At 72.2% G+C, this 23,746-nt stretch carries 28 protein-coding genes; 17 read left to right on the top strand and 11 right to left on the bottom strand.

Annotated elements, in window-relative coordinates; genetic code table 11:
- Positions 1–27: 27 nt before the first annotated feature.
- Both ADY01_RS13570 and ADY01_RS13565 read left to right on the top strand, forming a co-directional pair.
- Entirely contained in the window at positions 28–2,196 is a 2,169-nt protein-coding gene (locus tag ADY01_RS13570) for a catalase (protein ID WP_049571459.1), read from the top strand.
- 67 nt (positions 2,197–2,263) lie between these two features.
- A complete protein-coding gene (locus tag ADY01_RS13565; RefSeq protein ID WP_049571456.1) occupies positions 2,264–2,683 on the top strand; it encodes a CBS domain-containing protein in 420 nt (139 codons plus the stop codon).
- Between the two features lie 292 nt (positions 2,684–2,975).
- On the opposite strand, the gene ADY01_RS39775 is transcribed toward ADY01_RS13565, so the two are convergent.
- The 3 genes from ADY01_RS39775 to ADY01_RS13555 form a co-directional block, all read right to left on the bottom strand.
- Entirely contained in the window at positions 2,976–3,128 is a 153-nt protein-coding gene (locus ADY01_RS39775) for a hypothetical protein (protein ID WP_199826227.1), read from the bottom strand.
- 118 nt (positions 3,129–3,246) lie between these two features.
- Positions 3,247–4,560 carry an NAD(P)/FAD-dependent oxidoreductase gene (locus ADY01_RS13560; RefSeq protein WP_049571453.1) on the bottom strand — a complete coding sequence of 438 codons (1,314 nt, stop codon included), beginning with the start codon at positions 4,558–4,560 and terminating at the stop codon, positions 3,247–3,249.
- Positions 4,561–4,635: 75 nt separating this feature from the next.
- Entirely contained in the window at positions 4,636–5,463 is an 828-nt protein-coding gene (locus ADY01_RS13555; protein ID WP_049571451.1) for an ANTAR domain-containing response regulator, read from the bottom strand.
- A 90-nt stretch (positions 5,464–5,553) separates the two neighbouring features.
- Here ADY01_RS13555 and ADY01_RS13550 point away from each other — a divergent pair, with 90 nt between their 5' ends.
- Positions 5,554–6,744, top strand: a complete 1,191-nt coding sequence (locus tag ADY01_RS13550) for a PAS domain-containing protein (protein ID WP_049571448.1) — start codon at positions 5,554–5,556, stop codon at positions 6,742–6,744.
- Here the strand turns inward: ADY01_RS13550 and ADY01_RS13545 are convergent.
- Positions 6,650–7,195 (bottom strand): DUF6328 family protein, encoded by a 546-nt coding sequence (locus ADY01_RS13545; protein ID WP_049571445.1) that lies wholly within the window; start codon positions 7,193–7,195, stop codon positions 6,650–6,652. The genes ADY01_RS13550 and ADY01_RS13545 overlap by 95 nt on opposite strands.
- Positions 7,196–7,199: 4 nt before the next feature.
- Positions 7,200–8,009, bottom strand: coding sequence for a SigB/SigF/SigG family RNA polymerase sigma factor (locus ADY01_RS13540; protein WP_049571442.1), 810 nt, complete (start codon positions 8,007–8,009; stop codon positions 7,200–7,202).
- Positions 8,010–8,293: 284 nt separating this feature from the next.
- Between ADY01_RS13540 and ADY01_RS13535 the strand changes: the two genes are divergently transcribed.
- The 3 genes from ADY01_RS13535 to ADY01_RS39100 all read left to right on the top strand — a co-directional run bounded on the left by ADY01_RS13535 (position 8,294) and on the right by ADY01_RS39100 (position 10,843).
- Entirely contained in the window at positions 8,294–9,901 is a 1,608-nt protein-coding gene (locus tag ADY01_RS13535) for an SLC13 family permease (protein WP_049571439.1), read from the top strand.
- Positions 9,902–10,025: 124 nt separating this feature from the next.
- The gene (locus ADY01_RS13530; protein WP_049571436.1) at positions 10,026–10,577 is read left to right on the top strand and encodes a DUF7691 family protein; all 552 of its coding nucleotides are present in this window, start codon (positions 10,026–10,028) and stop codon (positions 10,575–10,577) included.
- 53 nt (positions 10,578–10,630) lie between these two features.
- Positions 10,631–10,843 (top strand): hypothetical protein, encoded by a 213-nt coding sequence (locus tag ADY01_RS39100; RefSeq protein ID WP_049571432.1) that lies wholly within the window; start codon positions 10,631–10,633, stop codon positions 10,841–10,843.
- A gap of 53 nt (positions 10,844–10,896) precedes the next feature.
- Here ADY01_RS39100 and ADY01_RS13520 read toward each other — a convergent pair whose 3' ends face one another.
- Positions 10,897–12,207 carry an MFS transporter gene (locus ADY01_RS13520; protein WP_199826226.1) on the bottom strand — a complete coding sequence of 437 codons (1,311 nt, stop codon included), beginning with the start codon at positions 12,205–12,207 and terminating at the stop codon, positions 10,897–10,899.
- Between the two features lie 114 nt (positions 12,208–12,321).
- Here ADY01_RS13520 and ADY01_RS13515 point away from each other — a divergent pair, with 114 nt between their 5' ends.
- Positions 12,322–13,431 carry a tartrate dehydrogenase gene (locus ADY01_RS13515; RefSeq protein ID WP_049571429.1) on the top strand — a complete coding sequence of 370 codons (1,110 nt, stop codon included), beginning with the start codon at positions 12,322–12,324 and terminating at the stop codon, positions 13,429–13,431.
- A 131-nt stretch (positions 13,432–13,562) separates the two neighbouring features.
- Here the strand turns inward: ADY01_RS13515 and ADY01_RS13510 are convergent, their stop codons facing one another.
- From ADY01_RS13510 to ADY01_RS39095, 3 genes are read right to left on the bottom strand one after another with little or no spacing between them, the layout of a single operon-like run.
- On the bottom strand, positions 13,563–13,793 hold the full coding sequence (locus ADY01_RS13510; protein WP_049571427.1) for a hypothetical protein: 231 nt from the start codon (positions 13,791–13,793) through the stop codon (positions 13,563–13,565).
- Complete coding sequence (locus tag ADY01_RS41280) at positions 13,790–13,915, bottom strand: hypothetical protein (protein WP_267888429.1); 126 nt, start codon at positions 13,913–13,915, stop codon at positions 13,790–13,792. Before ADY01_RS41280 ends, ADY01_RS13510 begins: the two co-directional genes overlap by 4 nt.
- The gene (locus ADY01_RS39095) at positions 13,915–14,067 is read right to left on the bottom strand and encodes a hypothetical protein (protein ID WP_159001189.1); all 153 of its coding nucleotides are present in this window, start codon (positions 14,065–14,067) and stop codon (positions 13,915–13,917) included. The genes ADY01_RS41280 and ADY01_RS39095 overlap by 1 nt, the downstream gene beginning before the upstream one ends.
- 150 nt (positions 14,068–14,217) lie before the next feature.
- Here ADY01_RS39095 and ADY01_RS13505 point away from each other — a divergent pair, with 150 nt between their 5' ends.
- The 8 genes from ADY01_RS13505 (at position 14,218) to ADY01_RS40530 (ending at position 18,370) form a co-directional block, all read left to right on the top strand.
- Positions 14,218–15,015 carry a helix-turn-helix domain-containing protein gene (locus ADY01_RS13505; protein WP_234320207.1) on the top strand — a complete coding sequence of 266 codons (798 nt, stop codon included), beginning with the start codon at positions 14,218–14,220 and terminating at the stop codon, positions 15,013–15,015.
- A complete protein-coding gene (locus ADY01_RS13500; RefSeq protein WP_049571420.1) occupies positions 15,012–15,242 on the top strand; it encodes a DUF397 domain-containing protein in 231 nt (76 codons plus the stop codon). The genes ADY01_RS13505 and ADY01_RS13500 overlap by 4 nt, the downstream gene beginning before the upstream one ends.
- Positions 15,239–15,445 (top strand): DUF397 domain-containing protein, encoded by a 207-nt coding sequence (locus tag ADY01_RS36985; RefSeq protein ID WP_078900266.1) that lies wholly within the window; start codon positions 15,239–15,241, stop codon positions 15,443–15,445. Before ADY01_RS13500 ends, ADY01_RS36985 begins: the two co-directional genes overlap by 4 nt.
- A 5-nt stretch (positions 15,446–15,450) precedes the next feature.
- Positions 15,451–15,690, top strand: a complete 240-nt coding sequence (locus ADY01_RS13495; protein ID WP_063784216.1) for a DUF397 domain-containing protein — start codon at positions 15,451–15,453, stop codon at positions 15,688–15,690.
- Positions 15,691–15,869: 179 nt separating this feature from the next.
- Positions 15,870–16,550 (top strand): class I SAM-dependent methyltransferase, encoded by a 681-nt coding sequence (locus ADY01_RS13490; protein ID WP_049571417.1) that lies wholly within the window; start codon positions 15,870–15,872, stop codon positions 16,548–16,550.
- A 92-nt stretch (positions 16,551–16,642) separates the two neighbouring features.
- Positions 16,643–16,885: a DUF397 domain-containing protein gene (locus ADY01_RS13485; protein ID WP_049571462.1), complete on the top strand. Its 243-nt coding sequence runs from the start codon at positions 16,643–16,645 to the stop codon at positions 16,883–16,885.
- 344 nt (positions 16,886–17,229) lie between these two features.
- Entirely contained in the window at positions 17,230–18,117 is an 888-nt protein-coding gene (locus ADY01_RS13480; protein WP_053170793.1) for a methyltransferase domain-containing protein, read from the top strand.
- On the top strand, positions 18,083–18,370 hold the full coding sequence (locus tag ADY01_RS40530) for a hypothetical protein (RefSeq protein WP_053170790.1): 288 nt from the start codon (positions 18,083–18,085) through the stop codon (positions 18,368–18,370). Before ADY01_RS13480 ends, ADY01_RS40530 begins: the two co-directional genes overlap by 35 nt.
- Positions 18,371–18,460: 90 nt before the next feature.
- Here ADY01_RS40530 and ADY01_RS13475 read toward each other — a convergent pair whose 3' ends face one another.
- Together ADY01_RS13475 and ADY01_RS13470 are read right to left on the bottom strand one after the other, a co-directional pair.
- Positions 18,461–19,615, bottom strand: a complete 1,155-nt coding sequence (locus ADY01_RS13475) for a Gfo/Idh/MocA family protein (RefSeq protein WP_049571412.1) — start codon at positions 19,613–19,615, stop codon at positions 18,461–18,463.
- Positions 19,612–20,358: a sugar phosphate isomerase/epimerase family protein gene (locus ADY01_RS13470; protein ID WP_049571408.1), complete on the bottom strand. Its 747-nt coding sequence runs from the start codon at positions 20,356–20,358 to the stop codon at positions 19,612–19,614. Before ADY01_RS13470 ends, ADY01_RS13475 begins: the two co-directional genes overlap by 4 nt.
- A gap of 425 nt (positions 20,359–20,783) precedes the next feature.
- Here ADY01_RS13470 and ADY01_RS13465 point away from each other — a divergent pair, with 425 nt between their 5' ends.
- Both ADY01_RS13465 and ADY01_RS13460 read left to right on the top strand, forming a co-directional pair.
- Positions 20,784–22,169, top strand: coding sequence for an endo-1,4-beta-xylanase (locus ADY01_RS13465; protein ID WP_049571405.1), 1,386 nt, complete (start codon positions 20,784–20,786; stop codon positions 22,167–22,169).
- A gap of 464 nt (positions 22,170–22,633) precedes the next feature.
- Entirely contained in the window at positions 22,634–23,695 is a 1,062-nt protein-coding gene (locus ADY01_RS13460; protein ID WP_049571403.1) for an ABC transporter substrate-binding protein, read from the top strand.
- The last annotated feature ends 51 nt before the right edge of the window (positions 23,696–23,746 follow it).

The following is a 23,746-nucleotide window of genomic DNA, read 5'->3' as shown; positions in this document are numbered from 1 at the left end:
CCCATTCCCCCTCCCGAGGAGACGCAGATGCCGCCCGAGCAGACCCCCGACCCCCTCGGCATCCCCGAGGTTCCCGGCAAGCAGGAGCAGTTGGACCCGCTGCGGGACAGGCCCGACGACGCGCCGATGACCACCAACTTCGGGACGCGCGTGGACGACACGGACAACTCGCTGAAGGTCGGGGAGCGCGGCCCGACGCTCCTGGAGGACTTCCACTTCCGGGAGAAGGTCACGCACTTCGACCACGAGCGGATACCCGAGCGCGTGGTGCACGCGCGGGGCGCGGGGGCGTACGGGCGGTTCAGGCCGTACGAGTCGCTCGCCGAGTACACCAGGGCCGACTTCCTCCAGGACCCGGGGCGCGAGACGCCCGTGTTCGTGCGCTTCTCCACGGTGGCCGGGTCGCGCGGCTCGGCGGACACCGTGCGGGACGTGCGCGGCTTCGCGACCAAGTTCTATACGCGCGAGGGCAATTACGACCTGGTGGGGAACAACTTCCCGGTCTTCTTCATCCAGGACGCCGTCAAGTTCCCCGACTTCGTGCACGCGGTGAAGCCCGAACCGCACCACGAGATGCCGCAGGCGGCGTCGGCGCACGACACGTTCTGGGACTTCGTCTCCCTCCAGCCCGAGTCCCTGCACATGGTGATGTGGCTGATGTCGGACCGGTCGCTGCCGCGCAGCTACCGGATGATGCAGGGCTTCGGGGTCCACACGTTCCGCCTGGTCAACGCGGAGGGGCGGGGGACGTTCGTCAAGTTCCACTGGCGGCCGACGCTGGGCACCCACTCGCTGGTGTGGGAGGAGGCCCAGACGGTCGCGGGCAAGGACCCGGACTACAACCGCCGCGACCTGTGGGAGTCGATCGAGCAGGGCGACTTCCCGGAGTTCGAGCTGTGTCTCCAACTGGTGCCCGAGGAGGACGAGTTCCGCTTCGACTTCGACCTCCTCGACGCGACGAAGATCATTCCCGAGGAGACGGTTCCGCTGCTGCCCGTCGGGAGGATGGTCCTGGACCGGAACCCGGAGAACTTCTTCGCCGAGACCGAGCAGGTCGCCTTCCACACCGCCCATGTGGTGCCCGGCATCGACTTCACCAACGACCCGCTGCTCCAGGGCCGCAACTTCTCCTATCTGGACACCCAGCTGATCCGCCTGGGTGGCCCCAACTTCGAGCAGCTGCCCGTCAACCGGCCCGTGGCGCCCGTGCGCAACGACCAGCGGGACGGCTACGGCCAGCAGCGGATCCACACCGGCCGGACCAGCTACGCGCCCAACTCCGTCTCCGGCGGCTGCCCGGTGATGGCCTCGCCCGACGCGGGCGCGTACGTGCACCACCAGGAGCGGGTGGACGGCGTGAAGATCCGCAGGCGGAGCGAGAGCTTCGGCGAGCACTACGCCCAGGCGACGCTGTTCTGGAACAGCATGGCCGACTGGGAGAAGGAGCACATCGTCGCGGCCTACCGCTTCGAGCTGGGCAAGGTCACCTTCCAGGAGATCCGCGAGCGGACGGTGGAGCGGCTGAACCACATCGACCACACGCTCGCCACGCGGGTGGCCGAGGGCATCGGCGTGGCGCCGCCCAAGGCGCCCGCCGTCCAGAACCACGGCCGCACCTCCCCCGCCCTGAGCCAGGCCAACAGCCCGACCGGAACGATCGCCACCCGGCGCGTCGCCATCCTGGCGGCGGACGGCGTGGACGAGGCCGATGTGGCGGCGCTGCGCGAGGCGCTCGCGGGCGGCGGGGCGGTCCCCGAGGTGCTGGCCCCGCACGCGGGCGCGGTCCTCGCGGCCGACGGCGACGGCACGGTGACGGTGGACCGGGCCATGAGCACCATGAGCTCGGTGCTCTACGACGCGGTGGCGGTGCCGGGCGGCGGGGACAGCGTGCGGACGCTCGGCGGGGACGGGCTGGCACGGCACTGGGTCGCCGAGGCGTTCAAGCACGGCAAGAGCATCGCGGCGCTGGGCGAGGGGGTGTCGCTGCTGCGTGAACTGGCCCTGCCCGGGGTCTGGTTGGCCGGGACACCCACCGGTGAGGGGGCCGGGGAGGACGGAGAGGAGGACGTCGTGGACGACCGGGGCGTGATCAGCGGGGCCGAGGGCGCGGACCGGTCGACGCTGATCGCCGCGTTCGCCGACGCGGTCGCCTGCCACCGCCACTGGGACCGGGACACCGACCGCACGGCGGCATAGTCCGCCCCCGGCCCGGGTACCGCGCCATGTCGACCTGGACGGAGAGGACACGGAAGGACGGTCGGCCATGGTGCGGTACGTGAGGGATGTCATGACACGGTCGGTGGCCGCGCTGCGGCCCGACGCGTCGCTGGTGGAGGCGGCGCAGCTGATGCGCGCCCAGGCCATCGGCGATGTGCTGGTGGCGCGGGACGGGGTGCTGCTCGGGGTGCTCACCGACCGGGACATCGCCCTGCGCGTGGTCGCCGAGGGCCTGGACCCGCTGATCGTGAGCTGTCACTCCGCCTGCACCCCGGACCCGGTGTGCGTGGGCCCCGACGAGGAACTCGCCACGGCGGCGGCCCTGATGCGGACGCACGCGGTGCGGCGGCTCCCTGTGGTGGACGCCCAGGGCGTGGTCGGCGTGATCAGCGTCGGCGACCTCGTCCGAGCCCTGTCCCCCGACTCCCCCCTCGCCGACATCACCGGAACCTCCCCCGACACCTGACCCACGAAGGCTCGGGCCGCCAGGCCACGAAGCCACGAACCGCGAGGCACCGGACGGCGAGACGCCGGACCGCCGGGGCCGCGGGGCCGCCGGACCGCCGGAGCACGAAATGCGAGACGCAAAGCACCGGACCGCCAGAGCGCGAGACACCGGGCCACCGCACCGCGAAGCACAGGACCACCGGACCACCGGACCACCGGACCACCGGACCGCGAGGCCGCCAGGCCCGGCGCCGCCGCGGGCGGGGTCGGCGCCTCGGCGGCGGGCGGGCTCGCGCTTTCGTGGCGGTGTTTCAGAAGCGGCGGCGGGAGCGGAGGCGGCCGAGCAGGCGGCGTGCCTGGGCCCGCTTTCTCGGGTCCGACGCGGCCCTCCGCGCCGACGCGATGGCCCGCCGCCCCTGCGGGCTCCGGCTGAACCCCTTGAGCCTGTCGATGATTCCGGCCATGACTCCTGCCTCCTCGCTTCGCGTTCGGCGTCTGTCCGGCGCCTACCCGCCCCGGACCCGGAGATGCACCGCCCCGAACAACCGGGGTGCCGGGACCTGATGTCTCCGGCACCCCGGGTCAGTGGGAGGAGGCGCGGACCAGCTCGGGGGAGGCCGTGTCGAGAGGCACCGCCCCCGCGCGGACCACGCCGACCTGGACGGCCTGGCGCCGTTGCAGCGCTTCGAGCAGCCAGTCCGCGGCGACCCGCACGCGGTTGGCGGGCATCGACCACAGGTGGTAGCCGCGGGTGACCACCCCGGCCAGCGGCCCGGAGATCGGCAGGTGGAACGGGTTGGCCGCGCCCTGGATGCCGCCGAGGTCCACGGCGAAGCCGCGGTCGTGGTGCTCGTAGGGGCGCGCCTCGGCCAGGCCGAGGTGGGCGGCGACGTTGCGCGCCACCGTCTTGCCCTGCCGCCAGGCGTGCTGCGCGGTCATCGCGGTGAACTGGCCCGGCTGGGTCACGTCGGGCACGGCCGCCGCGTCGCCGCACGCGAAGACCTCGGGGTGGTCGGGAACGTTCAGGCAGGGGTCGACGACCAGCCGTCCGCGCTCCGTGGGCAGGCCCACCTCGGACACCAGCGGGTCGGGCCGCACGCCGACGCACCAGATCAGGCTGCGGGTGGGGACGGACTCGCCGTTCTGGAGGACCACGCCGTCGGACGTGGCCTCCTTCACCGAGAGCTCGGTGCGCACGTCCACGCCCCGGGCCCGCAGCACGCGGTCGGCCGTGCGGGAGAGCCGTTCGTCCAGCTCGGGCAGGACCCGGGGCGCCACGTCGAGCAGCATCCACCGGGGGTCCACGCACTGCCCGCCCTCGCGGCGGGTGCGGCGCACCATCGCGTCGGCGAGGAGCTTGCCGTGCGCGGCGACCTCGGTGCCCGTGTAGCCCGCGCCGACCACGACGAACGTGGAACGCGCCCGGCGCTCCTGCTCGTCCTCCGTGTACGCGGCGAGCTCCATCTGCTGGACGATATGGTCCCGCAGGAACAGCGCCTCGGGCAGTCCCCGGAAGCCGCGGGCGTGCTCGGCCACGCCGGGGATGGGCAGCAGGCGGCTGACGGAGCCGACGGAGAGGATCAGGGCGTCGTAGCCCAGCTCGCCCGCGCGGCCCTCGGGGTCGGTGTAGTGGACGCGGCGGGCGTCGAGGTCGACGCCTCCGGCCTCGCCCAGGACCAGGCGGGTGTGCGGCAGCGTCCCGGTGAGGGAGACGGTGACCCGGCGGGGTTCGAGGATCCCGGCGGCGACCTGCGGCAGCAGCGGGAGGTAGAGGAAGTAGTCGGTGGGGTTGAGCAACACGACGTCGGCGTGTTTCCGCGCCGTGCGGGCCAGGGTCCGCGCGGCCTGGTAGCCGGCGAAGCCCGCTCCGACGATCACGATCCGGGACCGGCCCATGCTCCACCTCCTGAGAGAACTGAGGCGGTCCGGGTACCCGCCGCGGCCTGATCGATGCCGCGGGAGGCCCGGGAATCAGCGGGACGGGGCGAGCCGGGCGAGTTCGGTCTCGATGCCCGCGCCCCTGGTGCGCACCACGTGCTCGGCCAGGTCGGCGAGCTTGCTGTTGGTGCGCTGGGACTGGCGGCGCAGCAGGTCGAAGGCGGTGCCGGCGTCGCAGCCGAGGACGTGCATGAGGATGCCGCTGGCCTGGTCGATGACCGGGCGCGACCGCAGCGCGGTGTCCAGCTGGTCGACCTCGGTGAGGGCGCGTTCATAGGCGCGGTCGCGGGCGATGGTCCTGGTCGCGAGGTCGCCGATCAACGTGGCCACCGTCCGCGTCCTGGCGTCCATGAGCCCCGGCCTGAAGCCGCAGACGGTGACCGTCACGGTCAGCTCGTGGTGGCGGAAGGGCAGGGTCACGCTGGAGCGCACGCCCCTGTCGAGCGCCAGCGCGCGGTAGGCGGGCCAGCGCCTCTCCCGCATCAGGTCGTCGGCGCCGGCGGGCTCCCCGGTGCGGACGGCGGAGAGGACGGGGCCCTCGCCCGCCTCCCACTGCACGGCGAGGAGGGGGGCCAGGTCGGGGTGGGTCACGGCGGTGGGTCCCGGACCGCTTCCGCCGCCCGCGCCGTCCAGGCCGCCGCCCTCGATGCCCGCGCCGTCCAGGCCGCCGCCCTCGACGCCCACGCCCCCGTGGCCCGCGCCTCCGGTGCCCGCGCCCTCGGGGCCCGCGCCGTTCACGCCGCCGCCGAGTGTCGCCGCCGCTCCGCAGGCGCCGGGCGCGCACAGCACGGCCTCCTCCGCCAGCCTGACCAGCGAGCGGGCCGAGACATCCGTGGGCGCTTCGATGCGGCGGTCGGACATGGCGGTCGCCTGCCCCGGGCCATGCCCCCGAAACGAGAGAGCGGCAAACTGTGTGATGGTCCTACCGGCGTCGGATACTAGGGTTCCCTCATGGCCGAAGTGGAAGATTTTGGTGCGGAACTCACCGATTTCCGCTCACGCGTGGCGGAGTTGCGGGCCAGCCGTGCCCTGCCGGGCGGCACGCGCCTGGCCAACCTCGACGCCGCCCTGTTCGAGCTCCAGTACGTCTCGGACGTGCTCTGGCCGCGGTACGAGCAACTCGCCGCGGCGCGGCCCCTGGCGACTGGACCCGCCGATCCGAGGGAGCAGCAATTGCTTCGAGCCGTCTTCCAACGGCTGCCGCTGCCGGTCCTCCTGCTGGACCGCGACGGTGTCGTCAGCCGTCTCAACTTCGCCGCCAGCCAGCTCTTCGGCCTGCGACCCGGCTATGCCGCCGGGCGGTCGATCAGCGCGTCGTTCGCCCACGAGGGCCGTGCCGCCTTTCGCGGCCAGGTCGCGGCGGTGGCACGCCACGAGGGGAGCCGCAGCCTGTCCGTCGAGCTGATGCGCGGGCTCGGCGACCACGGCGGGAGCCCCGGCCGGCTGTGGGTGACGCTGACCGCGGTCCGGCCCCAGGGTCACCGGCGCACCGCGGTCCTCGCCGTGTGCCAGCCGCTCGGCGGGCCGCCCGAGCCCGGCGGGCGGGGGCGGACCGGCGCCGGGTCCCCGCCCGGGGGCGCGGCGGCGAGCCCGAGCCCGCCCGACCCGTCCGAGGTCAGCGGGCACGTGGCGCTGATGGACCTGCTGGACGACATGACGACCACGCTGCTCGGCCCCGGCCGCTCCCCCGAGTCGCCGCTCGTGCGGGCGGCCCGGCTGCTGCACGGCAGGCTCGGTGACTGGGTGCTGGCCGACCGCGCCGTGCCGGGCGGCGGGCCGCTGCGGCGCCTGGCGGTGCTCGCGCCCGAGGAGGGGCCGGGCGCCGACCTCGCCCCGGCCCTCGCCGCCCTCGACCCGGCCCGCGCTCCGCTGATCGCCGAGGCGGCGAGGGCGGGCGGCTCGGCCCTCCAGATACGCCCCGAGGACCCGTACGGGCTCGGCGAGGACGAGGACGGCGTGCCCGTCCTGGCGCTGACCGAGGCGTCGTCGCTGCTGTGCGTTCCGCTGCGGCTCCCGAACGGGACGGTCCTCGGGGTACTCACCCTGCTCAGGGTCGGCGGCCGTCCCGCTTTCGAGCTGGCCGAGGCGAGCGCGGTGGAGCGGATGTCCCGTCATATCGCCCTTGCTCTGCATGACGTTTGATCACATGCGGCAGGCCGCCCCACACCGAGCAGCAGAGCAGGAAAGCGCCCGCGCCGGTCACGATCGCGGGGGCGCGGCCCAGCACCACGTCCACCACCAGGGTCAGCGCGCCGGTGAGGGCGAGGCCGAGGAAGACCAGGCCCGTGCTCGCCAGCCGGGACGAGACCTCGACGATCTCCCGCTTGGCGCCGCGCCGGAACAGGATCCGGTGCAGCGCCGCGGGGGCCGTGAACATCACGGTGGCGATCATGGCCAGCACGAGGGTCGAGATGTACAGGGCCTTCTGCACGCCGTCGACATCCTCGAAGCGCTCCGCGAAGGCCAGGGTCAGCAGGAACGCGAAGAGCATCTGCACGCCCGTCTGCGTCACCCGCAGCTCTTGGAGCAGCTCCTGGAAGTTCCGGTCGTCGCGTTCGAGCGGGGTCTCGTTGCGCTCCGGTCTCCTGGACATGTCGTCATCCTGCACTGCCGGCCTCCACCTCTCGCCGAAGGCGCGAGCAGGTGCGGGTGAGCAGGCGGGAGACGTGCATCTGCGAGATGCCGATGCGCTCGGCGATGCGGCTCTGCGTCATCCCGCCGAAGAACCGCAGGTAGAGGATCTGCTGTTCGCGCTCGGGGAGCTGGCGGAGCCGGGTGCGGACCGCCTCGCGGTCCACGACGCGGTCGTAGCCCGGGTCGGAGCGGCCGACGGTGTCCAGCAGCGAGTAGCCGCCGTCCGGCGTGCCGGAGAGCTCCGCGTCCAGGGAGAGCACGCTGTAGCTGTTGAGGGCTTCGAGGCCGTCCCTGGCCTCCTTCGGCGTCATGTCGGCGCGCTCGGCGATCTCGGCGACGTCGGGCCCGCGGCCGTCGATGCCGGTCGAGAGCTCGTTGGCCGCCACCCGGACCCGGTTGCGCAACTCCTGGACGCGGCGCGGCACATGCATGCCCCAGGTGTGGTCCCTGAAGTGGCGCTTGATCTCGCCGACGATGGTCGGCACGGCGTAGCTCTCGAACGCGGTGCCCTGGCCGGGGTCGTAGCGGATGACGGCCTTGACCAGGCCGAGGTGGGCCACCTGTTCCAGGTCCTCCAGGTGCTCGCCGCGGTCGCGGTACTGGCGGGCGAGCCTGGCGGCCATGGGCATCCAGGCGGTGACGACCTCCTCGCGCAGGGCGTTCTTCTCGGGGCCCGAGCGCATCGTCGCGAGGCGGAGGAACGCCTCACGCGTGTCGGGGGCGTCGTCGTGCGGGTGCCTGCGGCTCGTCCTTCTCGCACGGGATGCGTGCATCGGTCTGCTCCCTCGTCGGTGGACGTCGTGTCACCGCGGGAGCACACGGACCGAGCCGCACAGGCCGGGAGGTCGGAGTCCTCCCGCGAGTGTGCCTACGGTCCGAAGCACGAGATTAACGTGCCCGGTCGCGGCCCAGGCAAACGGAGAAGCTCACTCCGCGTCACGCCCGTCCCACGTTCATCATCATTTTCGTGCGCGAACTCTGTACATCCGGGCCCCTGGGGTCCACCTTGCTGGGTGCGTCCGCGACGGAGCGGGCAACAGGAACGTGGAGGTGGACCGTGACGACCAGCAAGAACAGCCCTGGTACCAGAACCGATGTGGAGAAGGCGCTTCTGGGGCATGCGACATACCGCAGCCTCGGTGAGCAGAGGCTCTCCCCGGCCGAGGAGCGGTTCGAGAAGGGCCGCAGAACGACGGGCCTGTGGCTCGCTCCACTGGTCGCCGCCCTCTTCCTCGCCCTGCCGCTCGACATGGCGCCCACGCAGCAGACGCTGGCCGGGATCCTGCTGGGCGTGGTGGTCCTGTGGGTGACCGAGCCGGTGCCGATCCCGGTGGGCGGGCTGATCGGCGTCGGGTGCGTGGTGCTGTTCGGGGTGGTGGGTCCCGACGAGGCGCTGGCGCCCTTCGGCTCCTCCACGATCTTCACCTTCATCGGGGCGTTCATCCTGGCGCAGGCGATGCTCAAGCACGGCCTGGCGCGGAGGTTCGCGTTCCGGATCCTCTCGCTGCCCGGCGTCGGCCGCTCCACGGCGCGGGTGATCGTGGCGTTCGGCGTGATCACCTGCCTGTTGTCGGCGTTCGTCTCCAACACCGCCACGGTCGCGATGCTGCTGCCCACGGCGCTCGGCATGCTGACGGTCATCGCCAAGCTGATGCAGGACCGCGGCCTGGTCACCGAGGACTTCGACCCGACGCGGCTGCGGGTGGGCGCGGCGCTGGTGCTGATGCTGGCCTACGGGGCGTCGGTCGGCGGGCTGCTGACGCCGGTCGGCTCGCCGCCGAACCTGATCGGCCGCGGCCTGATCGAGGAGGCCACCGGCGAGCGGATCTCGTTCGCCCAGTGGGTCGGGATGGCGCTGCCGGTGTGCGCGGTGATGTTCGTGATCCTGGCCGTCGTCCTGCTGCTGCTCAACCGGCCCGAGATCCGGCGCATCGACGGCATCGAGGAGTATGTGGCGGAGCAGCGCGACGCGTTGGGGAAGCTGTCGCGCGCCGAGTGGAACACGCTGATCGCGTTCGGCATCACGGTGACGCTGTGGATCACGCCCGGCATCGTGGGCCTGATCGCCGGCACGGACTCCTCGGCCTACACGACGATCGGCAACCGCCTGGACGAGGGCATCATCGCGGTGCTCGGCGCCTCGCTGCTGTTCCTGCTGCCGACGGACTGGAGCCGCAGGGAGACCACGCTCAACTGGAGCGACGCCGCCAAGATCGACTGGGGCACCATCCTGCTCTTCGGCACGGGCATCATCTTCGGCTCGCTGCTGGCCTCCACGGGCCTGGCCGAGACGATCGGCACCGAGGCCAACGACGCGCTCGGCCTGTCCAGCATGTTCGCGATCACGGCGTTCTCGGCGATCCTCGCCATCGTGGTCTCCGAGACGACGAGCAATACGGCGTCGGCGGCCGTGGTGGTGCCGATCATCCTGCCCATCGCGATGGCGGCCGAAGTCGATCCGATCGTCCCGGCGATGGCCGCGACCTTCGCGGCCTCGTTCGGCTTCATGCTGCCGGTCTCGACGCCGCAGAACGCGATCGCCTACGGCTCGGGCGTGGTCCCGATCACGACCATGATCCGCTCCGGCTTCTCCTTCGACATCCTCGGCGGGCTCCTGATCATCCTGGCGATGCCGCTCATGGTGGAGATGGTCGGCCTCGGCTGACGCGCCCTCGGCGCGGCTGACGTGCCCTCGGTGCGGGTGGCGCGGGCGGTGCCCTCGGCCCGGGTGGCGCGGGCGGTGCGGGCCCCGGCCGTGGGTGCCCGCGCCGGTCCGGGAGAATCCCGGCATGAGCACGACGCTGCACCTGTACAGCACGAACCTCCGCATGGTCCGCGAGCTGGCCTGCCGTCCCCCCGGGTGGCTGCTGGAGGGCTGCCGTGCGCGGGCGGCGGAACGGCCGGGGGTGGCCGAGGGGCTGGACGGCCTCTTCGCCTCGGGGGAGGGTCCCGCGCTCGCCTGGGAGGCGGTCGTGCGGCAGGCGGAGGGCACCGCGTTCGCCTTCGGCCCGTTGCGCCTCGGCTCCCGGCTCTTCGCCGAGACCAGCGAGGAGATGGAACGCCTCGGCGTGGATGGCGCGTTCACCCCCCTGGGCTTCCTCTACCGCTCCCCCTTCCCCGGCACCGAGGACGCCGGGGAAGCACCTGCCGTGGGCCATCTCCCGGCCCCCGCGGTGGCGGGGCTGCGGGACGCCTACCGCCAGGTGCTGGGCGAACTGGCCTCCCCCGCACGGGACATGGCCGAGGCCGTGCTGAAGGCGGCCGACGAGACGGTCCACTTCAACGCGTTCGCCGACCGGAACGAGCTTCCGCACCAGGACCTGGTGACCTTCCACTACTGATCCGGCCCCTGCCGGCCCGGGCCACGGTCTACCGTGGGCCCGGGAGGTCGCACATGGCTGATTCAGCTGATTCAGGGGACGAGTGCCCGGGACCGCACCGGCAGTGCCAGGCGTGCACGGGCCAACGGGTCGAGTTCCGCGAGACGTTGTACCTGCCCGCGTCCGGCCGCGCCGCGGGGGTGGCCGCGCCGCACGACTGCTGGCACTGCAAGGGCCGCGGCTACTCCTGCCAGGCGGACCACCGCTGCACGCCGCCCCACGAGTGAACCGCCGGGTTGACCGGTCCCCGCCCGCCGGCCGCCGGATCGGCGCCGGCGGCTCAGCCCGCTGACCGGCCGGCGACCCCGCCCGGCGACTGCTCCTCCTCCGCGCGGGCCAGGGCCCGGGGGAGGCGCCAGGCGACCAGGAGGGTCGCCACGAGGCCGCTCGCCCCGGCGATCAGCAGGGCGGTCCGCGGCGAGGTGGCGTCGAGCAGGAGGCCCCCCGCGACATAGGACAGGCCCGCGGCCACGCCCACCGCGCCGTAGAAGTTCCCGAAGACCCGGCCCAGCATCCCCGGCGGCACGGCCCGTTGCAGCAGGGTGTTGGTCGCGACATCCATGGCCGCGATGCCCAGACCCCGGACCGCCTGGAGGGCGAAGGCCGCGGCGACGGCCCAGGCCAGACCGGTCAGCAGATTCCCCGCGCTGCTCACCGCGAACCCGGCCACCAGCAGGACCGCCATCGACCCGCGCGCCCCGCGGCGCGCCAGCAGCGCGTACCCGGCCACCAGACCGATGCCGACCGCCGCCAGCAGCAGTCCCACCGCGGAGTCCCCCGAGCCGAAGGTGTCCTTGGCCAGCAGCACCAGCGCCACGTCGTCGATGCCGTTGAACGCGACCACCGCGCAGAAGCCGAGCGTGATCACGCGCGCCGACCGGTCCCGCCGGATGTAGGCGAGTCCCTCCCGCGCGTGCGCCAGCAGGGAGCCGGCGGGCTCCCGCTCGTCGCGCGCGCGGGCGAGCGGCGGCAGCCGCGACGCCAGCAGCAGCGCCGAGCACAGGTAGGCGAACGCCGCGCCCGCCAGCACCCCCCGGACGCCGAGGACGGGGAACAGGGCCGCCGCCAGGAGCGGGCCCACGGCCTCGGCGCCATTGGTGCCGAAGCCGATCAGCGCGTTCGCGGAGGCCAGTTCGCGTGCGCGCACCAGCGCGGGCACCGCGGCGCGGGACGCGGGCAGGAAGACCTGTCCCGCGAGGGCGCGCGCCGCCACCAGGGCGAGGAGCAGCGGCAGGCCCGGCAGGGACAGCGCCATGAGCAGCAGCAGCGCCCCCTGCGCGAACTCGCTGACGATCATGACGCGTCTGAGGGCCCAGCGGTCGCTGATTGCGCCGGTGAGCGGGCCGAACAGCGCGGGGGCGAAGTCGCCGACCAGCAGGAGGAGCGAGACCGCGATCGCCTGGCCCGCCGAGTCGGCCACGTACAGCATGAGCGCGACCAGGGCGACGGCCTCACCGGTGAAGGAGACCGTGCGGGAGAGGAAGAGCGCGCGGAACGCCGGACGCGCGGAGAGAAGGCGCGCTCCCCCTGAGGATTCGGCCCCGCCACCCATCCGTTCCCCCGAACTCCCGTGCAGAGCATGCCCGTTCATCCTGGTGCGCGGCCCATCCCCGGGGCAACGCGATTACCCGCGGCCCAGACCCGGGGGCAGGTGGGCGGCGAGAGCACTGGCGCCGGGGCGCGCACTCGCGTTCACTCGGGAACCATGAACGCGCACCAGACCTTCCGCATCGCCGCCATCCCCGCCGACGGAGTCGGGAAGGAGGTGGTGGCAGCCGGCCGCACGGTGCTCGACGCCCTCGCGGCGGACTCGGGCGGGTCCTTCCGCTTCGCGTGGGAGGAGTTCCCGTGGGGCTGCGGCCACTACGCCGAGACCGGCAGGATGATGGACGAGGACGGGCTCGACCGCCTCCAGACGTTCGACGCCATCTACTTCGGCGCCGTCGGCTGGCCCACCGTCCCCGACCACATCAGCCTGTGGGGCCTGCGCCTCGCGATCTGCCAGGGCTTCGACCAGTGGGCCAACGTCCGCCCCGTCCGTTTCCTGCCCGGCGTCACCAGCCCGTTGCGCGCCGCCGACGACCAGGACCTCGACTGGGTCGTGGTCCGCGAGAACAGCGAGGGCGAGTACGCCGGGCTCGGCGGGCGGAACCTCGCCGCCCGGGGCCCCGGCGGCGAAGTGGCGGTGCAGTCGGCCCTGTTCACCGAGGTCGGCTGCGAACGCGTGATGCGGTTCGCCTTCGACCTGGCCCGCGAGCGCGGCGAGGGCCGCCGCAAGGTCTCCAGCGTCACCAAGAGCAACGCGCAGCAGTACGGCATGGTCCTGTGGGACGAGGTGTTCCGGCGGGTGGCGCGCGACTACCCGGACGTCGAGACGGAGAGCGTGCTGGTGGACGCCATGTCCGCGAAGTTCGTCCTCGACCCCGCCGACCTGTCCGTGGTGGTGGCCTCCAACCTCCACGCGGACATCCTCTCCGACCTCGGCAGCGCCCTCGCCGGGAGCCTGGGCCTGGCCGCCAGCGCCAACCTCAACCCCGAGCGCCGCTTCCCCAGCATGTTCGAGCCCGTCCACGGCACGGCCCCCGACATCGCGGGCAAGGGCCTGGCCAACCCGATCGGCGCGGTCGGCAGCGCCGCGCTGATGCTGGACCACCTGGGCCTCCCCGACCAGGCGGCCCGGCTGGAGCAGGCCATCGCGACGACCACGGCGGCCGGGATCCTCACCCGCGACCTGGGAGGAACGGCCTCCACCGCCGACGTCACGGCGGCGCTCGTGGACGCCCTCGGGGACGCGGGGGGAAATTCCGCGCGCTGAGGAGGTGTTGACGCCCCGGGCGGGGGGTACGCGCACCTCTACCGCAGGGACCGGGTATCCCTCCGGCCTTGACGCGCGCCGACCGCGCCGCCTCCCCTCCCGGGGGCGGCGCGGGCGGGCGCGTGCCGCCGTCAGAACCGGCCCGGCCTGCGGGGATCCACCCGGCGGGCCGCCCACAGCACGGTGGTGCCGCGCAGGGTGAACGACTCGCCGCCGCCGAAGTCGAGCCGTTTGCGACCGTGCGGCAGTGCCGTCATGTCGCGGACGGTGAAGACCTGCCCGCCGATCACGAGCTGATCCCCCCGCCGGACGGTCCCGGCATCGACCTCGACGGATACGAGAACGCCGTACCCTCCGCTCACCGGATCACCAGCACGGCGCCGAGGACCTCGGCCGTGCCGGGCACATGCCGCCGGTGGGCAGCCGAAGCGGCGTCCACCTCAACGCGCCGTATCCCGGGCTCGATCTCCTGGCTGCTGCACATCACCGCTTCTCCAGCCCCTCGAAGTGCTTGTCGATCAACCTGTTGAGCTCGGCCAGTTGGGCACCCAGTTCTTCCGTCCGCCCGGGGACGCCCTCGCTCTCACGCTCGTGTGCCCGGTCCTCGTCGGGGGCGGGCTCGTGGGGGTTGCTCATGGGCACATACTGTGATCGAGTCATTACTCGGCTGCTAGAGTGAAACGCGCTTAACTCCCGTTTGTTAAAGCTCGAACCGCGATCGTTGGCGTGCCCGTATCACCGAAGGTTGAGGTCAGGCGAGTGGATGAGTCGACACCCTCGGAGAACTTGAGCCCGCTGGAGGGCTTTGGTTTCGAGGTCAGAAGTCAGCGCGAAGGCCGGAAGCTGACGCAGAAGCACGTGGCGAAGGCGATCGGCTACTCGGAGGCGTACGTAAGCCGCGTCGAGAGCGGGAAACTGATGCCGAGCGAGAAGTTCGCACGTGGTTGCGATCTCGTGTTCGGCACACACGGCATTTTCGAACGGCTGCGCCGCCGCATCGCCGAGGGTGAGCACCCCACCTGGTTCGTTCCGTATCTCCAACTGGAGCCCAGGGCGGTGGGGATCCGTGACTTCTCCGCGCAACTGATCATGGGACTCGTTCAGACGGAGGCGTACGCCGAGGCCATCTTCCGAGCGGCTCATCCCCGTGCCGAGTCTGAGGTCATCGACGGGAAGGTCGCGGCGCGCCTGCGACGACAGGACATCTTCGCGGCGTCCGAGCCTCCTGCCCTCTGGCTCATCGTGCACGAGATGTGCCTCCGTACCCTGGTCGGCGGCAGAGCCGTCATGGCCGGGCAGCTTGAGCACCTGCTGACCTATGCCACCTCCCCGCACATGGACTTGCAGGTGCTCCCGTTCAGCGCCGGTGTCCCGGACGGCGAAATGCTGTCGTTCACCCTGCTGAGCTTCGATAACTCCCCCACCGTCGTGTATTCGGGGGACCGGCGCGGAGGCCGCGTATATGACGCTCCAAAGGTGGTCCGTGGATCGGTGGACGCATATGATCGGCTCAGGGCGCACGCGTTGTCACCCGATGACTCGGTAGCCCTCGTCACGTCGCTGTTGAAGGAGTACCGATCATGAGTGCTGGCCCGGACCTGACCGCCGCCGAGTGGGTCAAGTCCTCCTACAGCGGGGGGAACGGCGGTCAGTGCGTGGAATTCTCCCGAAGCTTCGTACCGTCCGGCATGATCCCGGTGCGAGACTCCAAGTCCACCGCGTCGGCGGGACTGATCTTCGACACCCACGCATGGGCTCAGTTCATCTCAGTGGTCAAGACCGGCTCCGATGAACAGGCACACGCATCATGAGTGCTGGCCCGGACCTGACCGCCGCCGAGTGGGTCAAGTCCTCCTACAGTGGAGCGAACGGCGGTCAGTGCGTGGAATTCTCCCGAAGCTTCGTACCGTCTGGTCTGGTCCCGGTGCGAGACTCGAAGTTCACCGCATCCGCCGCCCTCGTCTTCGACACCGGCACGTGGGCACGCTTCATCTCGACAATCAAGCACCCCTGACGCCGTTGAACAGGTCCGATCCACCCTGCAACGTTCGGTGGTTCACGTCGAGCCACAGCAACGGAAACGGCGAATGCGTCGAGGTCGCCGCCCTCGACGGCGCGGTCGCCCTCCGGGACAGCAAGCGGCGGGGCGGCCATGTCCTCGTCTGCACACCCACGGAGTGGCACGCGTTCCTCACCGGCGTGGCCCACGACGAACTCGGCGGGCGGAGCGGTCAGGCCGAGTCGGCGGGGAGCACGTAGGCGCGGGCGAAGTGCGTTCTGATGGTCGGGTGGTCGAGGTGACCGACCAGGGCCTTGCCGGCGTGGAAGGTGATCTCACCGGTACCGGTCACTACGGCGGGTGGGTGCTGACCCACCAGAGCTTCAGCCGCCCGGTATCGTGCCGGGCGGCTGTCGCCATGAACGAGAACGGACACGCGATGACTGACACGCGTCATGCCGCATGGGACACCTATGCGCAGACGAAGCCCCAGCGGCGGGCGGCGAACGCCAAGGGCGAGACCACGTGGTTCAACTGGACCCAGCACCCCGACCACGGCCCCGGAGCGGAGCTCCTTGCGCTGCCGACCGGGGGCCGCGTGCTCGACCTCGGTTGTGGAGCCGCCGGGAACCTCGCCCACCTGGCCACGCTCGGCATGCGCGCCCTGGGCGTCGACCTGTCCTCCGCCCAGCTCTCCAAGGCCTGCGAACGGTGGCCCGACGTGAACGGGATGGAGCTGCACCAGGGCGAGGCTCTCGGCTTCCTGGCGCAGCAGGAACCGTTCGACGCGATCTACTCCGTCTTCGGAGCCGCCTACTTCACCGACCCCGGGCTCACGCTCCCCGCCGTCTTCGACCGGCTGACGCCCGGCGGGGTGTTTGCGATGTCCCAGCACCCACCTGTCGACGGCTGCTACGGATGCCAGGCGTCGTACATCCCCCGAGGCCCCGAGGAAGACCCGGCCATCGTCAAGCGGTGGGACCACACTCCGGAAACGTGGGCGGCCATGTTCGAGGAGCACGGATTCAACGACGTCACCGCCACCGTCCTCCCCGCCCCCGCGACCGGCAGGCGCCGCATCGGCACACTCCTGGTCCGCGGGGTGCGCGGAGTCCAGTGACGCGGGGCTATCGCCACCCGGGCAAGGCCCGGGGCGGACGACTCCAGCGGGCGACGACGAGGCTTTTCGGGGAATCTGGGAAGCAGCACGTGATGAGCAGCAGGTTTGATCCTCCGCAGAACGCAGAGTGGTTCACGTCGAGCCACAGCAACGGGAACGGCGAATGCGTCGAGGTCGCCGCCCTCGACGGCGCGGTCGCCCTCCGGGACAGCAAGCGGTGGGGCGGCCATGTCCTCGTCTGCACACCCACGGAGTGGCACGCGTTCCTCACCGGCGTGGCCCACGACGAACTCGGCGGGCGGAGCGGTCAGGCCGAGTCGGCGGGGAGCACGTAGGCGCGGGCGAAGTGCGTTCTGATGGTCGGGTGGTCGAGGTGACCGACCAGGGCCTTGCCGGCGTGGAAGGTGATCTCACCGGTACCGGTCACCGCGGCGGGCGGGTCTTCACCGTCGCGGCTCGCAAGGAGTTGGAGACTTTCCGGGAGGATTGACCTGGTCAGGAGCACTGCCGTGCGCCCCCCGGGCCGCGCTACCGTCCCCCGGGCTGGTGAGTACCGGCCACACGGAGGAGGTTCGATGACAGGTAAGCACGGCGACGGCTCGCCGAAGGACCACCTGCCCGGTACGCCGCAGGGGCAGGGTGATCACCGCAAGGACGACGACGAGGACGAGGACCGGACGTGAAGGCTTCCGCCCCAGGCCCCGCGGCGGTCGGTGGCGGTGTCGTGGCCGCCGGATGGGACGCCGCGTTCGACGCGCTGCCGCGCTCGCTGTTTCTGCCGGAGTTGGTCTGGGCGTTCGAGGCCGAGGGCCACGCGGTCGCCGTGGACCGCGTCGAGGAGCCGCTTGTGTGGCGGGAGGCGGCCGAGTCGGACCAGCCGGTGATCACCCAGTGGGACAACGGCCGGCATCGCGGACGCGCACCGGGGCGGACGCCCACGAGTTCGGCCTCCGCCCCTCCTCTGGTCGCGGCCATGCTCGCCGCCCTGGACGTCGCGCCGGGGATGCGGGTCCTTGAGGTCGGCACGGGCACCGGCTGGAACGCCGGTCTGCTCGCGCACCGGCTCGGCCAGGAGAACGTCACCACGGTGGAGGTCGACGAGCGGGTGGCGCGGGCCGCCCGGCGGTCCCTGGAGGGCGTCGGGCTGCACCCGCGGGTGGTGACCGGCGACGGTGCCCTCGGTGTGCCGGATGCCGCCCCGTACGACCGGATCATCGCCACCTGCGGGATGCGGCGGATCCCCGCGGCGTGGCTCGCGCAACTGCGGCCGGGCGGAGTCGTCCTGGCGACGTGGGGCACCGCGTTCAGCTCGACGGACGCGCTGGTGCGGGCTCACCGTCCACGCGGACGGCACGGCCACCGGGCCGTTCCTGTCGCTGGTGGAGTTCATGAAGTCACGCGGCGACGTCGGCGCGAACGACGAGGGGAGGCGGCCCCGTTACCCGCCGGACCTCCCGATCGCCGACACCACCAGCACGGTCTGGCCACCGGCCGACACCTGGCACCCGTTCCGGTTCGTCGCGGGACTGTCGATGCCGGAGGCCGCACACGCGGTCCAGGTCCATGAGGACGGCGCGACGCACTGGCTGTACGACCTGGCCGGGCAGGGGTGGACCGCGGCGGTGCGGCGTGACGGCGCGGGCCGCGGCGTTCTGGTGCGGCGTGCCGGTGGCCGGGAGCTGTGGGGCGAGTTCCCCGATGTGTACGCCCGGTGGCAGGGCCTCGGCGCACCCGGCGTGGAGCGCTTCGGGCTGACCGTCGCGGCGGATGGCGCGGTGGCGCCGTGGCTCGACGCCCCGGGGCGGCCGGTGTCTTCCTGACGCCGGACGCGGCATCGGGCGGGGGTGGGCGCCGCTGGCCGGGGCGCGCCTCGTGGCGCTGCCCCGGCCGTGGCGTGGCCGAGGAGGTGGTCAGTCTCCGGCCAGGAGGGAGGCGTGGGGGTCCCAGCCCTCGGGGAGGGGTTCGGGAGCGATGAACGCGGCGCCGCCGGGGGCCGGGGGGCCGACCGTGCGGAACTCCGCCGCCTCGGCGGAGTCGGTGATCGCCGTCATGGTCTTCAGGACGTGCAGGCCGAGCGCGCCCGAGGCGCGGTGCGGCTGGCCCGAGCGCAGGGCGCGGGCCATCTCCAGGACGCCGAGGCCGCGGCCCGTGGTGGCGCCCTCCACGGGCAGTTCGCGCCAGTCGTCGTCGCCGTGGCCGCGTACCAGCAGCGGGCCCCTGAACGTGTTGGGGTCGGGCACGCCGAGGGTGCCCTCGCTGCCGGTGACCTCGAACTGGATGCGTCGCACGGACGAGTCGAAGCTGTAGACCGAGCTGGCGCGCGGGCCCGAGGCGAACTCCAGCAGCGCGTTGACGTGGGTGGGCACGTCCACCGAGAAGGTCTCCCCGGCCTTGGGGCCCGAGCCCGTGGTGCGCCGCGCCCGCGCCCTGGCGGCGGTCGCCGCGACCCGCGCCACGGGGCCGAACAGCGCCACCAGCGAGGTCAGGTAGTAGGGGCCTATGTCGAACAGGGGCCCGGCGCCCGGCTGGTAGAAGAAGGCGGGGTCCGGGTGCCAGGACTCGGGGCCGAGGCTCTGCACCGCCGTGGCCGCGGCGACCGGCGTGCCTATGTGCCCGGCCCGCACGGCGCGCAGCGCCGACTGGAGGCCCGCGCCGAGGAACGTGTCGGGCGCGTTGCCGACGAGCAGTCCGCGTTCCGCCGCCTCGGCGAGCAGGGCGTCGCCGGTCTCGGCGGTGGTGGCCAGCGGCTTCTCGCCGTAGACGTGCTTGCCCGCGCGCAGCGCGGCCGTGGCGATCTCGGCGTGGGCGGCGGGAACGGTGAGGTTGACGACGATCTCGACCTCGGGGATGCCGAGCACCGTGGCGACGTCCCCGGCCACCTCCACGCCGTGGTCCCGGGCGGCGGCCGAGGCGCGGGCCGTGTCGAGGTCGGCCACGCCGAGCACCCGCACATCGGGGAAGGCGGTCAGGGTCCGCAGGTACTCGCCGCTGATGACCCCCGCGCCGACGATCGCGACGCCCACGGGCCCCGAGCCGTTACCAGGGCCGGTGCCGGTGCCGCTCACGCCGCCTCCAGCTCGGTGACATAGGCGCGGCTCCTGGCCAGGGCGTCGAAGAAGTCGGTGGCGCAGGTGTCGAGTTCGACGATGCGCAGGGCGTCGGGCGCGGCGGCCAGAATCTCCGGAACGGGCATCGCGCCCTCGCCGACGGCCTGGTGCGGCTCGTCCCTGGTGGTGGCCGGGCCGTCCTTCACGTGCAGGGCCTCGACGCGGTCGCCGAGGCGGCGCAGCAGCGCGGGAACGTCGGCCCCGCCGATCGCGGCCCAGTAGGTGTCGACCTCCAGGAAGACGCCGGGCGAGAGCTGCTCGGCCAGCAGTTCCAGGGCGTGGCGCCCCTCGAAGACGGGCTCCAGCTCCCACCAGTGGTTGTGGTAGCCGAGGCGGATGCCGTGGCCCGCCGCCCGCGAGGCCAGGCCGTTGAGCAGGTCGGCGGTGCGGGCTATGCCGTCGTGCGTGGTGAACTCCTCGGCGGGGATGCCCGCGGGGACGATCGCGCGGTCGGTGCCGAGGATGTCGATGGCCTCGAAGACCGGTCCCGGCTCGCCGTCCAGGAGCGAGCGGGCATGGGTGGCGATGACGCTCAGGCCCAGGCCGTCGACCACGGAGCGGAAGCCCACGGGGTCGGCGGTGGGGTCGAACGGCTCCACCGCGGTGAACCCGATCTCGGCGATGCGGCCGAGCGCCGCGTCGCGGTCGGCGGCGAGCGCGTCGCGCACGGTGTAGAGCTGAACACCCAGAGGTGGTGCCATGGTTGTGCTGCCTTCCATGATGTCCTGTCGTGCGACCTTGAGGAAGATAATCCGCTTTATTCACCCTGACAACGGTCCCCGATGGACCTTCCCTTCCCTCGCACCCCGCAAGCCCCGCCGGGACCCGGAACCTCGGCCGCGCACCCGCCCCTCACGTGCCCCTGGTCGCCCTTCTGAAAAATTATCGAAAAGAGACCGGTAATTTTCGGCAGCAGGAGCCAGCCAGTTCCCTTTACTCTGCCCTGAGCGCAGGCATTTCGCGTCGAAATCCTTCCGGAAAGAGCCATTGACGAGAGAGCGGGACGGCTCGATACTCCCCGCGATCGTTGCCGATCGCCAGGGAGGACCTCCCTGCGAGCCGCGGCAGATTCCCACCCATCACGCCGGGCGGTGCGCCCACCGCCCGGATTCCCGAAGGGGCAGCGATGAACGAACCCTCGCGTTTCAGACCCGAGCGCCCGACATGGCGTGCTCGCCTCCGCAGAGCCCTCGCCATGGGCGTGGTCGGCATCCTGGCCTCGGCCGGTGTCGTCATCCTGTCCGGCACCGCCGAGGCCGCCACCACCCTGGGAGCGTCGGCGGCGGAGCAGGGGCGGTACTTCGGCACCGCCGTCGCCGTCAACCGGCTGAGTGAGTCCGACTACACGGCCACGCTCAACCGGGAGTTCAACAGCGCCACCGCCGAGAACGAGATGAAGTGGGACGCGCTGGAACCGCAGCGCGGCAGCTTCCAGTTCGACACCGCCGACCGCTTCATGAACCACGCCAGAGGCCAGGGCATGGACGTGCGCGGCCACACCCTGGTCTGGCACTCGCAGCTCCCCGGCTGGGTCAACTCGCTGGGCGCCGGCGACCTGCGCACCGCGATGAACAACCACATCACCCGCGTCATGCAGCAGTACCGAGGGCAGATCGACTCGTGGGACGTGGTCAACGAGGCGTTCCAGGACGGCAGCAGCGGAGCCCGCCGCCCCTCCCCGTTCCAGAACCTGCTGGGCAACGGCTTCATCGAGGAGGCGTTCCGCACCGCCCGCGCGGCCGACCCCGCCGCCAAGCTCTGCTACAACGACTACAACACCGACGGCCAGAACGCGAAGAGCAACGCCGTCTACAACATGGTGCGCGACTTCAAGGCCCGCGGCGTCCCGATCGACTGCGTCGGCTTCCAGTCGCACTTCAACAGCCAGTCCCCCGTGCCCAGCGACTACCGGGCGAACCTCCAGCGCTTCGCCGACCTCGGCGTGGACGTCCAGATCACCGAGCTGGACATCGAGGGCTCCGGCACCGCGCAGGCCAACAGCTACCGCACCGTGGTCAACGCCTGCCTCCAGGTGTCGCGTTGCAACGGCATCACCGTCTGGGGGGTGACGGACAAGTACTCGTGGCGCGCGAGCGGCACGCCCCTGCTGTTCGACGGCAACTACAACAAGAAGCCGGCCTACACCGCGGTGCTGGAAGCCCTCGGCGGCGAACCGGGCGGCGACCCGGACCCCGACCCGGGAACGGGCGGCTGCTCGGTGACCTATGACGAGACCGACCGCTGGGGCGACCGCTTCAACGGCAGGGTCACGGTGAGAGCGGGGAGTTCGGCCATCAGCGGCTGGACGACGACCGTCACCGTCTCCTCCGCCCAGGACATCTCGACCACCTGGAACGGGAGTCCGACCTGGGACAGCAGTGGCAACGTCATGACCATGAGGCCCAACGGCAACGGCGGTCTCGCCGCCGGGGCGACCACCAGTTTCGGCTTCACCGTGATGGCCAACGGCGACTGGTCCCAGCCACGCCTCGGTGGTTGCACGGCGGCCTGACCCCGCCCGGCCCCCTCCCCCACCATCCGACGGCGCGGCGACCACGACGGTCGCCGCGCCGTTCGCGTGCCCGTGCCCCTACTGCGCCCGTGCCCGTTGCCCGTCGTGGTCGCCGAATTCACATGGTGTTCTCAGGGAGCGGCGAAAGGCCGCGTTCCCGCGGTGACCTGCCCGCTTCCCCGCCACGATGTGTCGCGGTATTGCGGCGTCTTTGCACGGCATTACGGTGCGTCTCGGAAGCCCTTGCCCGTTCGTCCTGGTGTTCGCTACGTTTCGCCGTATGCGGAGACTTCTGCGGTTCACCCAGCGACGCGCCGTGGACTATATGCGCGTCGCCACCGCGATCTGTCGCTGACCCCCGCCTCCCCCTTTCACCACCCCCTTTTCGCCGCGCGCACGCCCGTTGTTCGGAATGCGCGCCGGCGCCTTTCCCCGTGCTCTTCCCGTACGTTCAGGAATGCCGCATGCCCAGAAACAGAATTCGTCCCCGAACCGCCACCGCGGCCCTCGCCGCCGCCCTCGCCGCCTCCACCCTGGCGGGCTGCGCCGAGGAGGGCCCGAGCGCGGCCAGCGCCGCCGAGCTGGCCGAGGTCGCCATCCCCGACACCGTCGATCCCCACACCACGCTGACCATCGGCGCCCCCGAGGCCGAGGTCGCCCTGAAGCTGTCCGGGCTCGTCGACGAGCTGTCCTTCGACGTCGAGTGGGCCGAGCTCTCCGGCGGCCCCCAGTGCTCCGAGGCGTTCCGCGCCGACGCCCTCGACGTCTGCGCGGCGGCGGAGATCCCCTCCGTCCACGCCCGCTGGACCGGGCTCGACACCCGGCTGGTGGCCGCCGTCTTCCGCGAGGACCCGATCGCCAACCCGATCTACGAGCTGGGCATCGCCCCCGGCGCCGGTGTGGAGACGCTGGAGGACCTGCGCGGCAAGCGCATCGCGTTCAGCCCGGGGCAGGCGCAGGGCGCCCTCGTCCTGCGCATCCTGGACGCGGCGGGGCTGACCGAGGACGACGTCGAGCTGGTCGAGATGCCGAGCACCGGCGACGTGTATCCGACCGCGCTGGGCAGCGGGCAGGTGGACGCGGCGCCGCTGGGCGGCGTGTACATCCGCCGCTACATCGACCTGTACGGCGCCGAGGGCGCCACGACCGTCCGGCACGGGCTGCGCGACGACCCCTCCCACCTGTGGGTACCGGCCGACGCGGTCGAGGACGGCGCGAAGGCCGCCGCCATCAGGGAGTTCGTCGGCCTGTGGGCGCGGGCCGAGGTGTGGGTGGACGAGCACCCCGAGGAGTGGATCGAGGGCTACTACATCGAGGACCAGGGCCTGTCCCGCGAGGACGCCGAGTACCTCGTCGAGCAGGCGGGCCACCCCGACCTGCCCGCCGACTGGTCCGAGGCCATCGAGCGCCACCAGCAGACCATCGACCTGCTCGCCGCCGAGCTCGGCAACGAGCCGTTCGACGCGGAGGAGCTCTACGACCGGCGGTTCGAGCGCGTGGCCGCCGAAGCCATCGGAGGCGCGTGATGACCACCGGTCTCGACGGACGGCTGGCCAAGCTCTCCCCCGCCCCCGACA

It is taken from the genome of Streptomyces sp. SBT349 (genome assembly GCF_001083795.1).
GTDB lineage: Bacteria > Actinomycetota > Actinomycetes > Streptomycetales > Streptomycetaceae > Streptomyces.
Note: the sequence above shows the minus strand (reverse complement) of the source record. Positions and strands in the feature narration are given on the sequence as shown.

Excerpts from the sequence above, each read along its gene's own strand:
- ADY01_RS13570 (WP_049571459.1), top strand. The coding sequence starts at position 28 with ATGCCGCCCGAGCAGACCCCCGACCCCCTCGGCATCCCCGAGGTTCCC.
- ADY01_RS13565 (WP_049571456.1), top strand. The coding sequence starts at position 2,264 with ATGGTGCGGTACGTGAGGGATGTCATGACACGGTCGGTGGCCGCGCTG.
- ADY01_RS39775 (WP_199826227.1), bottom strand. The coding sequence starts at position 3,128 with ATGGCCGGAATCATCGACAGGCTCAAGGGGTTCAGCCGGAGCCCGCAG.
- ADY01_RS13560 (WP_049571453.1), bottom strand. The coding sequence starts at position 4,560 with ATGGGCCGGTCCCGGATCGTGATCGTCGGAGCGGGCTTCGCCGGCTAC.
- ADY01_RS13555 (WP_049571451.1), bottom strand. The coding sequence starts at position 5,463 with ATGTCCGACCGCCGCATCGAAGCGCCCACGGATGTCTCGGCCCGCTCG.
- ADY01_RS13550 (WP_049571448.1), top strand. The coding sequence starts at position 5,554 with ATGGCCGAAGTGGAAGATTTTGGTGCGGAACTCACCGATTTCCGCTCA.
- ADY01_RS13545 (WP_049571445.1), bottom strand. The coding sequence starts at position 7,195 with ATGTCCAGGAGACCGGAGCGCAACGAGACCCCGCTCGAACGCGACGAC.
- ADY01_RS13540 (WP_049571442.1), bottom strand. The coding sequence starts at position 8,009 with ATGCACGCATCCCGTGCGAGAAGGACGAGCCGCAGGCACCCGCACGAC.
- ADY01_RS13530 (WP_049571436.1), top strand. The coding sequence starts at position 10,026 with ATGAGCACGACGCTGCACCTGTACAGCACGAACCTCCGCATGGTCCGC.
- ADY01_RS39100 (WP_049571432.1), top strand. The coding sequence starts at position 10,631 with ATGGCTGATTCAGCTGATTCAGGGGACGAGTGCCCGGGACCGCACCGG.
- ADY01_RS13520 (WP_199826226.1), bottom strand. The coding sequence starts at position 12,207 with ATGAACGGGCATGCTCTGCACGGGAGTTCGGGGGAACGGATGGGTGGC.
- ADY01_RS13515 (WP_049571429.1), top strand. The coding sequence starts at position 12,322 with ATGAACGCGCACCAGACCTTCCGCATCGCCGCCATCCCCGCCGACGGA.
- ADY01_RS41280 (WP_267888429.1), bottom strand. The coding sequence starts at position 13,915 with ATGTGCAGCAGCCAGGAGATCGAGCCCGGGATACGGCGCGTTGAGGTG.
- ADY01_RS39095 (WP_159001189.1), bottom strand. The coding sequence starts at position 14,067 with ATGAGCAACCCCCACGAGCCCGCCCCCGACGAGGACCGGGCACACGAG.
- ADY01_RS13500 (WP_049571420.1), top strand. The coding sequence starts at position 15,012 with ATGAGTGCTGGCCCGGACCTGACCGCCGCCGAGTGGGTCAAGTCCTCC.
- ADY01_RS36985 (WP_078900266.1), top strand. The coding sequence starts at position 15,239 with ATGAGTGCTGGCCCGGACCTGACCGCCGCCGAGTGGGTCAAGTCCTCC.
- ADY01_RS13490 (WP_049571417.1), top strand. The coding sequence starts at position 15,870 with ATGACTGACACGCGTCATGCCGCATGGGACACCTATGCGCAGACGAAG.
- ADY01_RS13485 (WP_049571462.1), top strand. The coding sequence starts at position 16,643 with ATGAGCAGCAGGTTTGATCCTCCGCAGAACGCAGAGTGGTTCACGTCG.
- ADY01_RS40530 (WP_053170790.1), top strand. The coding sequence starts at position 18,083 with ATGCCGGAGGCCGCACACGCGGTCCAGGTCCATGAGGACGGCGCGACG.
- ADY01_RS13470 (WP_049571408.1), bottom strand. The coding sequence starts at position 20,358 with ATGGCACCACCTCTGGGTGTTCAGCTCTACACCGTGCGCGACGCGCTC.
- ADY01_RS13465 (WP_049571405.1), top strand. The coding sequence starts at position 20,784 with ATGAACGAACCCTCGCGTTTCAGACCCGAGCGCCCGACATGGCGTGCT.
- ADY01_RS13460 (WP_049571403.1), top strand. The coding sequence starts at position 22,634 with ATGCCCAGAAACAGAATTCGTCCCCGAACCGCCACCGCGGCCCTCGCC.